The organism is Achromobacter sp. AONIH1 (genome assembly GCF_002902905.1).
Taxonomy (GTDB): Bacteria; Pseudomonadota; Gammaproteobacteria; order Burkholderiales; family Burkholderiaceae_B; genus Achromobacter.
Genome location: NZ_CP026124.1, coordinates 6,255,403 through 6,267,958, shown reverse-complemented (window position 1 = coordinate 6,267,958; position 12,556 = coordinate 6,255,403). Strand labels below are relative to the sequence as shown.

At 70.0% G+C, this 12,556-nt stretch carries 11 protein-coding genes; 6 read left to right on the top strand and 5 right to left on the bottom strand.

Going from position 1 to position 12,556, the window contains the following annotated elements; all coding sequences use genetic code 11:
* Positions 1-162 precede the first annotated feature (162 nt).
* The 3 genes from tgt to C2U31_RS28555 form a co-directional block, all read right to left on the bottom strand.
* Complete coding sequence (gene tgt, locus C2U31_RS28565) at positions 163-1,299, bottom strand: tRNA guanosine(34) transglycosylase Tgt (RefSeq protein ID WP_103275874.1); 1,137 nt, start codon at positions 1,297-1,299, stop codon at positions 163-165.
* Positions 1,296-2,360, bottom strand: coding sequence for a tRNA preQ1(34) S-adenosylmethionine ribosyltransferase-isomerase QueA (gene queA, locus C2U31_RS28560; protein WP_199770914.1), 1,065 nt, complete (start codon positions 2,358-2,360; stop codon positions 1,296-1,298). Before queA ends, tgt begins: the two co-directional genes overlap by 4 nt.
* A gap of 203 nt (positions 2,361-2,563) precedes the next feature.
* Positions 2,564-3,373, bottom strand: a complete 810-nt coding sequence (locus C2U31_RS28555) for an IclR family transcriptional regulator (protein ID WP_103275872.1) — start codon at positions 3,371-3,373, stop codon at positions 2,564-2,566.
* A gap of 77 nt (positions 3,374-3,450) precedes the next feature.
* Between C2U31_RS28555 and C2U31_RS28550 the strand changes: the two genes are divergently transcribed.
* From C2U31_RS28550 to upp, 5 genes are all read left to right on the top strand, one after another.
* A complete protein-coding gene (locus C2U31_RS28550) occupies positions 3,451-4,464 on the top strand; it encodes an LLM class flavin-dependent oxidoreductase (protein WP_103275871.1) in 1,014 nt (337 codons plus the stop codon).
* Between the two features lie 26 nt (positions 4,465-4,490).
* Positions 4,491-4,991: a flavin reductase family protein gene (locus tag C2U31_RS28545; RefSeq protein WP_103275870.1), complete on the top strand. Its 501-nt coding sequence runs from the start codon at positions 4,491-4,493 to the stop codon at positions 4,989-4,991.
* A gap of 68 nt (positions 4,992-5,059) precedes the next feature.
* Positions 5,060-6,226, top strand: coding sequence for an ABC transporter substrate-binding protein (locus tag C2U31_RS28540; RefSeq protein ID WP_103275869.1), 1,167 nt, complete (start codon positions 5,060-5,062; stop codon positions 6,224-6,226).
* 141 nt (positions 6,227-6,367) lie between these two features.
* On the top strand, positions 6,368-7,822 hold the full coding sequence (gene dacB, locus C2U31_RS28535; RefSeq protein ID WP_103275868.1) for a D-alanyl-D-alanine carboxypeptidase/D-alanyl-D-alanine-endopeptidase: 1,455 nt from the start codon (positions 6,368-6,370) through the stop codon (positions 7,820-7,822).
* A 199-nt stretch (positions 7,823-8,021) separates the two neighbouring features.
* Entirely contained in the window at positions 8,022-8,660 is a 639-nt protein-coding gene (upp, locus tag C2U31_RS28530; RefSeq protein WP_103275867.1) for a uracil phosphoribosyltransferase, read from the top strand.
* Positions 8,661-8,709: 49 nt separating this feature from the next.
* On the opposite strand, the gene cysG is transcribed toward upp, so the two are convergent.
* Complete coding sequence (gene cysG / locus C2U31_RS28525; protein WP_103275866.1) at positions 8,710-10,140, bottom strand: siroheme synthase CysG; 1,431 nt, start codon at positions 10,138-10,140, stop codon at positions 8,710-8,712.
* A gap of 112 nt (positions 10,141-10,252) precedes the next feature.
* Positions 10,253-10,834, bottom strand: a complete 582-nt coding sequence (locus C2U31_RS28520) for an ANTAR domain-containing response regulator (RefSeq protein WP_103275865.1) — start codon at positions 10,832-10,834, stop codon at positions 10,253-10,255.
* A 400-nt stretch (positions 10,835-11,234) separates the two neighbouring features.
* On the opposite strand from C2U31_RS28520, the gene C2U31_RS28515 reads away from it, so the two are divergent.
* On the top strand, positions 11,235-12,542 hold the full coding sequence (locus tag C2U31_RS28515; RefSeq protein ID WP_369869713.1) for a CmpA/NrtA family ABC transporter substrate-binding protein: 1,308 nt from the start codon (positions 11,235-11,237) through the stop codon (positions 12,540-12,542).
* Positions 12,543-12,556: the final 14 nt, after the last annotated feature.

Genomic DNA, 12,556 nt, shown 5'->3' with positions numbered 1-12,556 from the left:
GGCTGCGCCGCATGCGCTGTCCCCGCGCGAGCCTTGGACAGGGCAAGCCGACTATTGTATCTAGGTTCTGCGCGCGCTCCCGTGTCGGAGGCTGCCCCGGCCCGCCGGGCAGGGCGGGGTTCCGGGTTTTCCATGAGAGGCGGCCCGCGGCCCGTGCGGGCGCTAGTCCACGCCGCGGGCGCGGTCGGCGGCGAACCGGGCGCGCCAGGCGTCGAAGCGGCCTTCGGCGATCGCCTCGCGCATTTCCTTCATGATAGTCAAATAGAAGTGCAGGTTGTGCAGCGTATTCAGGCGCGCGCCGGTGATCTCGTTGGCGCGCTGCAGATGATGCAGGTAAGCGCGCGAGAAATTCGAGCAGGTGTGGCAGGCGCAGCTGGGGTCCAGCGGGCGGGTGTCGTCGCGGTACTTGGCGTTGCGGATCTTGACGTCGCCGAAACGGGTGAACAGCCAGCCGTTGCGCGCGTTGCGGGTCGGCATGACGCAGTCGAACATGTCCACGCCCCGCGACACGCCCTCGACCAGGTCTTCCGGCGTGCCCACGCCCATCAGGTAGCGCGGCGCCTGCGCCGGCAGCTTGGGCGTGACGTGCGCCAGGATGCGCATCATGTCTTCCTTGGGCTCGCCCACCGACAGGCCGCCGATGGCGTAGCCGTGGAAGCCGATGTCCTGCAGCCCGGCCAGCGATTCGTCGCGCAGCGATTCGTACATGCCGCCCTGGACGATGCCGAACAGCGCGTTGGGATTGCCCAGGCGGTCGAACTCGTCGCGCGAGCGCCGCGCCCAGCGCAGCGACATGCGCATCGAGCGGGCCGCTTCCTCGACCGTGGCCGGACGGCCGTCGATCTCGTAGGGCGTGCATTCGTCGAACACCATTACGATGTCCGAATTCAGCGAGCGCTGGATGCGCATCGATTCCTCGGGCGTCAGGAACAGGCGTGCGCCATCGATCGGCGAGGCGAACTTGACGCCTTCCTCGGTGATCTTGCGCATGCCCTGCAGGCTGAACACCTGGAAGCCGCCCGAGTCGGTGAGGATGGGCTTGTCCCACTGCATGAAGCCGTGCAGGCCGCCATGCTTTTCCATGATTTCCGTGCCCGGGCGCAGCCACAGGTGGAAGGTGTTGCCCAGCACGATCTGCGAGCCGATTTCCTTCAGCTCGTGCGGCAGCATGGCCTTGACGCTGCCGTAGGTGCCCACGGGCATGAAGATGGGCGTCTCGACCACGCCGTGGTTCAGCGTGATGCGGCCGCGGCGGGCGCCGCCGTCGGTGGCGAGCAGTTCGAAGTTCAGTCCGGTCATGGTTGTTGTGCGGGGGATTCGATGAACATGGCGTCGCCGTAGCTGAAGAAGCGGTAGCGCTGGGCCACCGCGTGGGCGTAGGCGCGGCGGATCGGCTCGACGCCGGCCAGCGCCGACACCAGCATCAGCAGGGTCGACTGGGGCAGGTGGAAGTTGGTGACCAGGGCGTCGACCACGCGGTACTGGTAGCCCGGCGTGATGAACAGGCGTGTGTCGCCCTGGGCGGCGGCCAGCGGCATGCCCGGCGCGTTTGATCCGGCGGTCTGCGCGGCGGCCGATTCCAGGGCGCGCACGCTGGTGGTGCCGACAGCGATCACGCGGCCGCCGCGCGCGCGGGCGGCGGCGATGGCGTCGACGGTGGCCTGCGGCACGGTGAACCATTCGGCGTGCATGATGTGGTCTTCCAGCTTGTCGACCCGCACCGGCTGGAAGGTGCCCGCGCCCACATGCAGCGTGACGAAGGCGCGCTCCACGCCCAGGGCGTCCAGCTGGTCCAGCGTGGCCTGATCGAAGTGCAGGCCGGCGGTGGGCGCCGCGACGGCGCCGGGTTCGCGCGCGTACACGGTCTGGTAGCGGGCGTCGTCGCCGGCGTCGGCCTCGTGCGTGATGTAGGGCGGCAGCGGCGTGGCGCCGTGGGCGTCCAGCAGGTCCAGCACCGGACCGGAAAAGCGGATGTCGAACAGCTCGCCCTCGCGGCCCAGCACCACGGCGTCGAAGGCGTCGGCCAGGCGCAGCCCCATGCCGGGGCCGGGCGACTTGCTGGCGCGCACGTGGGCCAGGGCGCGGTCGGGCTCGGTGATGCGCTCGACCAGCACCTCGACCTTGCCGCCGGTGGTCTTGTGGCCGTTCAGCCGGGCCTTGATGACGCGGGTGTCGTTGAAGACCAGCAGGTCGCCGGACCGCAGCAGGCCGGTCAGGTCGGCGAAGCGCCGGTCATGCAGCTGGCTGGCGTCATCCAGGTGCAGCAGCCGGCTGCCGGTGCGTTCGGCGGCGGGCGTCTGGGCGATGAGCTCGGGCGGCAGCTCGTAGTCGAAGTCGGAAACGGTGAGAGATCGGGTCACGCGGGCATCTGGCAGGAGAGGGCGGGCGGCGCGGGCCGCCGGCGGGGCCGTTCGTCATGGAATCGGCCGGGAAGGCCGGCCGGGTCGTACCGGGCAGGCCTGGGGCAACTCGCTATTGTAAAGGCAGGCCGGCCGGCGGGCGGTGTCCGCTGCCGGGCCGCCAGTCAGGCGTGTCGGTCGGAGGCGCTGATCACGCCCGTCCCTCAGGCCCGCCAGCCCAGCCGGCGCGAGCAGTCGGCGGCGGCGGCCAGCAGCCCGCGCACCGGGGCGCCGTCGGGCGACAGGTCGAAGCCGCCGTGCAGCCCCAGGCTGGTGAGCGCGCCCGCCAGGCCGCCCTGGGCGTCCCGCACCGGCACGCTGACCGAATCGATGCCGTGCAGCAGATGGCCGCTGACCGTGGCGTAGCCGCGTTCGCGCGTGGCGCGCCAGTGCGCGCGCAGGGCCGCGGCGGGATCGGCCGGCGGCTTGGCCGCGTCCAGCAGCCAGGACGCGTCGGCGCCCTGGCGCAGCTGCGCGTCCCATTCGGCCAGGGCGCGGGGCAGGGCCAGGTCCTCGGGCAGCCAGGCGGCATAGACCCGGCCGGTGGCGCTGTTGAGCAGGGGCAGCACCGAGCCGACCCGCACGTTCACGGTCACGGGCAGGCGCGCGTCGCGCCACTGCACGATGGTGGGGCCGTGCTGGCCCCAGATGGAGATGAACACGGTCTGGCCGATGGCGCCGCTCAGCGCGTCCAGGCCGTCCGCCGCCAGCTTGACGAAATCGACCTCGGCCAGGGCGGCCAGCCCGGTGTGCAGCGCCTGCGGGCCCAGGCGGTAGCGGGCGCTGGCGGGGTCCTGCTCGACATAGCCGCGCCGTTCCAGCGAGACCAGGTAGCGATGGACCTTGGCGCGCGGCATGTCCAGGCTGCGGCCCAGTTCGGACACGGATTGCGCGCCGCCCAGCTCGGCCAGGCGGGTCAGGACGTCCAGCGCGATTTCCGCGGACTGGATGCCGGTGCTGCTGTCTGTTGACATGTGGATGTCTCTTATTAGAATACGCGTATCACTAAAAAATACATCAGCCGGTCACGGCGGACAATCCGGAGACAAACATGAAGATGTCCATTTTCTCGGTCCAGGACCATTACCCCTCGGCGCCGCGCAGCCTGGGGCAACTCTACGGTCAGGTGCTGGACCAGGCGCGCCAGGCCGAGCGCCTGGGCTACGACACGTTCTGGGTGGCCGAGCACCACTTCCATGAATATGGCGCCGTGCCCAATCCGGCCGTGTTCCTGGCGGCGCTGTCGCAGCAGACGCGCCGGCTGCGCCTGGGCACGGCGATCTCCATCCTGACCTTCCACAACCCGCTGACGGTGGCGGAAAACTATGCCCTGGTGGACCAGCTTTCGCAAGGAAGGCTGTCGCTGGGCGTGGGCTCGGGCTATCTGAAGCATGAATTCGAGGGTTACGACGTCGATCCCGCCATCAAGCGCGAGCGCTTCGACGAGAACCTGATGCTGGTCGAGCGCCTGCTGGCCGGCGAGCGTGTCACGCACGAAAGCCGTCACAACACCATCCGCGAGGTGCGGATCAATGTGCAGCCGGTGCAGCAGCCGGTGCCGGTCTACGTGGCCATCCTGCGCCGCGAGGCCGCCTATCACGTGGGTCGCCAGGGGCGCCGCATGCTGTTCGTGCCCTACGCGGCGGTGGACAGCTTCGAGGAAATCGGCCTGATGATGCAGGACTACCGGCGCGGGCTGGCCGAGGCGGGCATCGAAGACGCGTCCGGCATGGCGGCGGTGGCGCTGCACACCCATGTCGCCCCGACCGACGCGCTGGCGCGCGAGCGCGCCGCCAGCGCTTTCGACCTGTACGTGGACACGCGCCTGTACGCGCGCAAGCAGGTCTACGCCGATATCATCGCCAGCGGCCTGTCGCTGTTCGGTTCGCCGCGCACGGTGGCCGACAAGCTGGCGCGGCTGGCCGACATGGGGCTGGACCACGTCATGAGCCTGCACAACTTCGGCCTGCTGTCCCAGGACCTGGTGCTCGATTCCATGCGCGGGCTGATGGAAGAGGCCATGCCGCTGTCCGGCGTGGCGTCGGCCGCCGCCCAGCCCGCCTGAGCCGGCGGTCAGCCACGGAGCGTCCGATGAGCGACTGCCTGGATCTGAGCCCGGCCCGCATGCGTCAGGCGCTGGGCCGCTACGCCACCGGCGTCACGGTGGTGACTGCCGCGGGCGCGCAGGGGCCGATCGGCATGACCGTGAATTCCTTCGCCTCGGTCTCGCTGGATCCGCCGCTGGTGTTGTGGAGCCTGCGCCGCGCCAGCCTGCTGCATGCCGAGTTCATCGCCCGGCCGGCCTTCGCGGTGCATGTGCTGGGCGCCAGCCATCGCCATTTGGCGCGGGCGTTCGCGCAGACGGCCGAGGACCGCTACGCCGGGCTGGACTGGTATCCGGGCCATGACGGCCTGCCGGTGTTCGACGACTGCGTGGCGCGCTTCGAATGCGCCACCCGCCAGGTGCTGGACGCCGGCGACCACGCCATCCTGATCGGCCAGGTCCTGCGCCTGCACCTGTACGACGACGAGGCCGGCGCGCTGGTGTTCTGCAACGGCGCGTTCTCGACGCACGGAGGCATGCCCGTCTGAACCCTTGCCCGCCGCAGGGGGCCGGCACATCCCGAAAACAAAGCCCCCGACCCCAAAGGAGATCGCGTATGAGCCCACGTTGCACCCTGAACGCCGCCCTGACGCTCGCGCTGACGGCCGGCCTGCTTGCCGGGGGCGCCGCGCCCGCGCAGGCGCAAGTGAAGATCGGCGCCACCTTGTCCGCCACCGGGCCGCAGGCCTCGCTGGGCATTCCCGAGCGCAACACCGTGAGCCTGTTGCCCGCAGAGATCGGCGGGGCGAAGGTCGAGTACGTGGTGCTGGACGACGCCTCGGACCCGACCCGCGCCGTCAGCAACTCGCACAAGCTGATTTCCGAGAACAAAGTCGACCTGATCATCGGTTCCAGCACCACGCCCAATACGATGGCGATGCTGGACACGGTGGCGGCGGGCGCCACCCCGGTCATCACGCTGGCGTCCTCGGCCCGCCTGATCGAGCCGATGGACGACAAGCGGCGCTGGGTGTTCAAGACGCCGCATTCCGATTCGCTGATGGCCGAGGGCATCGCGCGCCATGCCGCCGCCCAGGGCGTGAAGAAACTGGCGTTCATCGGCTTCAACAACGCGCTGGGCGAGACTTTCTGGGTGGAAGTCGAGAAGGCGGCCAAGAAGCACGGCATCGAGCTGGTGGGCAAGGAGAGCTTCGCGCCCACGGACACCTCGGCCGTGGCGCAGACCCTCAAGCTGGTCGGGGCGGCGCCGGACGCGGTGGTGGTGGGGGCGTCCGGCACGCCGGCCGCGATGCCGGCCCGGGCGCTGCGCGAGCGCGGCTACCCGGGCAAGATCTATTTCAACCACGGCGTGGCCAACAACGACTTCCTGCGCGTCTGCGGCGCGGCCTGCGAGGGCGCCTGGGTGCCGGTGGGGCCGGTGATGGTGGCCGGCCTGCTGCCCGACAGCCACCCGGTCAAGGCCAGCGCCCAGGCCTTCGCAGCCAAGTACGAGGCCGTCCATGGCGCGGGCAGCGTGTCCCTGTTCGCCGCCTACACCTGGGACGTGGGGCTGTTGCTGCAACAGGCCGTGCCCGTGGCGCTGAAGGCGGCCAGGCCGGGCACGCCCGAATTCCGCGCGGCGCTGCGCGACGCGCTGGAAAATGTGAAAAACCTGCCCACGGCCACCGGCGTGGTCAATATGAGCCCGGCTGACCACAACGGCTTGGACGAGCGCGCCCTGGTCATGGCGACGGTTGCGGGCGGCAAGTGGCGCGTGCAGTAGAGGAAGGAGGGCTGCCGGCGATCAGCCGGCGGGCCGATTCCAGGGCCGGCCGGGCGCTTGCATGCCCCGCCCTGCGCCCGCAAGCGCTCCAGGTTTTGTATGCTCTCGGTTTTGCCGGATAAGCATTCAGGTGGTCGGGGCATGACGGGATACAACAGGGCGGTGGCGGGAACGGGCCGGTTCAGGCGGTGGCTGGCGGGCGGACTGCTGGCCCTGGCTGGCGGCGCGGCCTGCGCCCAGGTGCCGGGCCTGCCGCCGGCCGTGGTCAAGGCCTGGAAGGAAACCAAGCTGCCGGACAGCGCCCTGTCCCTGGTGGTGCAGGAGGTGGGCGGCCCGCGCCTGGTGGCGCTCAACGCCAAGGAGCCGCGCAATCCCGCCTCGGTCATGAAGCTGGTGACCACCTGGGCGGCCCTGTCCGAGCTGGGGCCCAATTACGTCTGGCGCACCGAATTCATGACCGAGCCGGGCGCCCGGCCCGACGCCAAGGGCGCGCTGTCCGGCCCGCTGTACCTGCGCGCCGGTGGCGATCCGCAGTTCCTGATGCAGGATCTCTGGGTGCTGTTGCGCGAGCTGCGCCTGCGCGGCGTCAAGCAGATCAACGATCTGGTGATCGACCGCAGCATCTTCGGTCAGGTGGGCACCGATCCCGGCGCCTTCGACGGCGCGCCCGACCGCGCCTACAACGCCAGCCCGGACGCGCTCATGGTGGGATTCGGCGCCGTGCGCCTGATGTTCCTGCCGGATGCGGCGGCCCATAAGTGGGTGCCGCTGATCGATCCGCCGCTGCCCGGCCTGAAAATCGAGGGCAAGGTGGAATGGACAGAGGCGCGCTGCCCCGGCGCGCCCGTGGTCTCGACCGAGCCGCTCATCACCCAGCAGGGCGTGACCCTGCGCGTCAGCGGCAAGGTGGCGGGCTCCTGCGGCGAGTTCAGCCTGTACCGGCTGGCGCTGTCGCAGCCCGACTACGCCACCGAGGTCTTCCGCATGCTGTGGCGCGAGCTGGGCGGCACCTTCAAGGGCCAGGTCCGTACCGGCATGGTGCCGGGCGACGCCGTGGTGCTGGCCTCGCACGACTCGCCCACGCTGGCCGAGGTCATCCGCCAGATCAACAAGCGCAGCAACAACGTCATGGCGCGCACGCTGCTGCTGACGCTGGGCGCCGAGCGGGGCCGCAAGCCGGCCACCGTGGCCAGCAGCGAAGCCGTGGCCAAGAGCCTGCTGGCGCGCCAGGGCCTGGACATGCCGGAACTGGTCATCGACAACGGCGCCGGCCTGTCGCGCGAGGCGCGCGTGTCCGCCGACAGCCTGGCGTCCATGCTGACCGTGGCCTGGAATTCGCCGGTCATGCCGGAATACATTTCGTCCCTGGCCATCGCCGGCGTGGACGGCACCGTGCGCCGCCGCCTCAAGGGCGACGGCACGCAGGGCATGGCTCACCTGAAGACCGGCTCGCTGCGCGACGTGCGTTCCATCGCCGGCTATGTGCTGGGCGCCAGCGGCAAGCGCTACGTGCTGGTCAGCATGGTCAACCACGAGCAGGCAGGCGCGGTGCGCGCCTTCGACGACGCGCTCATCGCCTGGCTGGCCGAACAATAGGGCATGGTCCATGCCGGGTTCCGCCAGGGCGGTCTTTTTCACCCTGGGCGGTCCGGCGATAAAAATTCCCGCAAACCGATTACGATTCTCTGGCGCGGTATCCAAGGCGGACCGCGAGCCGGCGCGAAAGCGCCGCGCCGCCCGCCGCCGCGCCTGAGGCGAACACCCCCGACTCTCAATATTCTGGAGATTTACGCACATGCCCGTGCACGAAATCCGTCACCCGCTGATTCGCCACAAGCTCGGGATCATGCGCCGCGCCGACCTCAGCACCAAGAGCTTCCGTGAACTGTCGCAGGAAGTGGGCGCTTTGCTCACCTACGAGGCGTCCAAGGATCTGCCGCTGGCGCCCGCCACCGTCGAAGGCTGGTGTGGCCAGGTCCAGGTCGAGAAGATCGCCGGCAAGAAAGTCACCGTGGTGCCCATCCTGCGCGCCGGCATCGGCATGCTGGATGGCGTGCTGAGCCTGATCCCCGGCGCCAAGGTCAGCGTGGTGGGCGTGGCCCGCAACGAGGAAACCCTCGAAGCCCATACCTACCTGGAACGCCTGGTCGGCGAGCTGGACCAGCGTCTGGCGCTGATCGTCGATCCCATGCTGGCCACCGGCGGCTCCATGGTCGCCGCCATCGACCTGCTGAAGAAGGCCGGCTGCAAGGAAATCCGCGCGCTGGTGCTGGTGGCCGCGCCGGTGGGCATCGACGCCGTGCTGGCCAAGCATCCGGACGTGCATATCTACACGGCGTCCATCGACGACCACCTGAACGAGCACGGCTACATCGTGCCGGGCCTGGGCGACGCCGGCGACCGCATCTTCGGCACGACCCAGAAGACCGACTGACGGGATCAGGCCGCCTTAAGCGCCGCGCAGCCTTTTCGGCGCGGCGGCCTCAGGCGGCCAGGCGCTGCGGCTGGCCGTCGCCCTGGCCGCCATCGATATGGCGGCCGAACCATTGCAGGCGGGACGCCAGTCCCGCCACCTCGCCCACGATGAGCAGGGCGGGCGAGCGGATGCCGTGCGCCCGCGCCAGATCGGGCAGGTCCTTCACTGCGCCCGACAGCACGCGCTGTTCCGGGCGGCTGCCGTTCTCGATCAGCGCGAACGGCGTGTCCGGCGCGCGGCCGTGCGAAATCAGCCGGCGGCTGAGCGCGTCCAGCTGGCCCACGCCCATGTAGAACGCCAGCGTCTGCTTCTCGCGGGCCAGCGCGGGCCAATCCAGGTTGTCTTCGTCGTCGCGGCAGTGGGCCGTCACCAGCCGCACCGATTGCGCGTGCTCGCGGTGCGTCAGCGGAATGCCGGCGTAGGCGGCGCAGGCCAGCGCGGCCGTGATGCCGGGCACCACCTCATAGCGCACGCCGTGCTCACGCAGGTATTCGAGTTCCTCGCCGCCGCGTCCGAAGATGAAGGCGTCGCCGCCCTTGAGCCGCACCACGCGGCGTCCGGCGCGCGCGTGCTCGACCAGCAGCGCGTGGATGCGGGCCTGGGTGGCGTGATGGTCTTCGCCGGGCTGCTTGCCCACCGACACGCGCGTCGCGTCGCGCCGCGCCAGGGCCATGATGTCATCGCTGACCAGGCGGTCGTACATGATCACGTCGGCCTCGTTCAGCGCCCGCAGCGCCTTGAGCGTCAAGAGGCCGGGGTCTCCCGGTCCGGCGCCCACCAGCACCACGCTGCCCTCGGCGGGGCGCAGGGGCTGGTCCAGGGCGGTGGCCAGCGCGGCCTCGGCCTGGTCCGGCCGCTGCTGGCGCAGCAGCCCGGCCACGGGGCCGTCCAGCAGCCAGTCGTAGAAGCGGCGCCGGGCGCCCAGGTCGGGATGGCCGGCGCGGATGCGCTGGCGGTAGCGATCGGCCAGTCCGGCCAGCTGGCCCAGGGTGTGGTCGAACAGCGATTCGATGCGTTCGCGCAGGCGGCGGGCCAGCACCGGGGCCACGCCCGAGGACGAGATCGCCACGATCACCGGCGAGCGGTCCACGATGGACGGCACCTGGAACGAGGACAGCGCCGGATCGTCCACTACATTGCAGAACAGGCGGCGGGCCTCGGCGGCTTCGGAGACCTCGCGGTTGACCCCGGTGTCGTCGGTGGCGGCCACGACCAGCCAGACGGCGTCCAGCCAGGCGGGGTCGAACCGGCCCGGATGGTGACGGATGCGGCCATCGGCGGCCAGCGCGGCCAGGGCGGGCGTCAGCCCGGGCGCGCCCACGGTCACGGCGGCGCCCGCTTCGAGCAGCGCCAGCGTCTTGCGTTCGGCAACGGCGCCGCCGCCCACGACCAGCGCGGGGCGGCCGTTCAGATCGGCGAACAGGGGGAAGAGCTTCATGGAATAAACCCGCTCCGGGCTGGCCCGGCAAATGTCAGTCGATCATAGGGATGGGGTTTCATCCCCACAACTTTTGATTTATTGAATTCATATATCCAAAACTTATTAACGCTCAGCCCGGGCCCAGCCATTGACTGAACTCAACGACCTCGCGCGCCACCTCGCCCAGGCGCTTCTGGGCCTGCATGGCGCGTTCGCGCAACAGCCGGTGGGCCTCGTCCTCGGAAATTGAGCGGGTCTGCATCAGGATGCCCTTGGCTTTTTCCACCCATTGCCTGTCCGCCAGCCGAAGCTTGGCTTCGCGCAGCGCCTCGCGCCGGGACTTCTCCACGGCGAAGCGTTCGATCGCCACGGTCAGCAGGCTTTCGATGCGGGCGGCGGGGACGTCCCCGACCACGTAGGCGGCCACGCCCGCCTGCAACGCCTCGCGGATGGCCGCGCGCGTGCCGTCGCCGGTGAACATCACCACCGGCCGGTCGCTGTGCTCGCTGGCCACGCAGACATATTCCAGCGTGTCGCGACCGGGCGCGTCGCTGTCGATCAGCACCACATCGGGAGCGGCGTCTTCGATCGCGGCGGCCAGATCCATGCCCGGCGCGGCCTCGGCCACGACGCGCACGCCCGCGGCCGCCAGCGTCTGCCGCAGCGACGCCGCGCGTCCCTCGCCATCGTTGAGCAGCATGACTTTCAGCATGGGGCGTTCGATCCTGCAAATCCGGATAGCGGTGATCACGCAATTTCCATGCCATGCCGCGGCGCGCGCAACCGCCGCGCGGCGCGCACAAGCGCGGGGCATGGCGCGCACAGGCTTGGTGCGCCGGCGCACGTTGTGGCGCATCCGTGTGTGTCCGCAAGGTGTTGGTCCGCGCCCGCGTCGATCGGCCGTCAAGCCAGTATCCATGCGGTATCACGGACTTTGCGCCGGTCCGCGCCTGGGGGGGGCGGGGGTTGGCACGGCGCTTGCTTGTGGGGTAGTGGCGGCCAACGGCGGTCGCCCACGCTGAACGCCGCGCATTCGCGGCCAGGGACAACGACGTCTCGCCCGCCACCGGATCCGGTCCGTGGCGGGCGGGGCGTTTTTTTTGCCAGGAGCCATGCCCATGTCGTCACACCATGACCGTTCGGAACACGCCCCGAAACCCGACCCGCGCGATGGCGCCGATGCCGGACGCCGCAGCTGGCTCGCGGGGGCCGCGCGCGCGGCGACGGGCGCGGGCCTGTTGTCCCTGGTCGATCCGCTGGTGCGAGCCGGCGCCTGGGCGGCCGGCACCGATGCGCCGGAAAAGACCGAGGTGAAGATCGGCTTCATCCCGCTGACGGATTGCGCGTCCGTGGTGATGGCCTCGGCGCTGGGCCTGGACAAGAAGCACGGCGTCACCATCACGCTGTCCAAGGAGGCTTCCTGGGCCAGCGTGCGGGACAAGCTCATGAACGGCGAGCTGGATTTCGCTCATGTGCTGTATGGGTTGGTCTACGGCGTGCACCTGGGCATCGGCGGTCCGCGCAAGGACATGGCGGTGCTTATGGGGCTGAACCAGAATGGCCAGGCGATCACCCTGTCCAACAAGCTGTTGCAGGCTGGCGCGCGCGACGGCGAGTCGCTGGCCAGGCTGATGGCCAGCGACAAGCGCGAATACACCTTCGCCCAGACCTTTCCCACAGGCACCCACGCCATGTGGCTGTATTACTGGCTGGCGGCGCATGGCATCGATCCGATGCGCGACGCCAAGGCCATCACCGTGCCGCCGCCGCAGATGGTCGCCAACATGCGTGTGGGCAACATGGACGGCTTCTGCGTCGGCGAGCCCTGGGGCGCGCGCGCGATCATGGACAAGATCGGCTTCACCGCCATCACGACGCAGGGCATCTGGGCCGATCATCCCGAAAAGGTGCTGGGCGCCAGCGCCGAGTTCGTGGCGCGCCATCCCAACACGGCGCGGGCCGTCACGGCTGCGGTGCTGGAGGCGGGCAAGTGGATCGACGCTTCCGAGGCCAATCGCCAGAAGACCGCCGAGACCATCGCCGCCAAGTCCTACGTCAATACCGACGCGGGCGGCATCGTCGGCCGCATGCAGGGCCGCTACGAGGACGGCCTGGGCAAGTCCTGGAGCGATCCGCATGCCATGCGCTTTCATGCCGATGGCGCGGCCAACTTCCCCTACCTTAGCGACGGCATGTGGTTCCTGACACAGCACAAGCGCTGGGGATTGCTCAAGACGCATCCCGACTACCTGGCCGTGGCCCGGCAGATCAATCGCATCGACGTGTACCGCCAGGCGGCGCAGGCCGCCGGCGTGGCGCTGCCCGCCGGCGAGATGCGCAAGTCCACGCTGGTCGACGGCGTGGCCTGGGACGGCAGCGATCCGGCGGCCTATGCCGACGGCTTCAAGGTCAAGGCCTGAGCGCCGCAACGAGG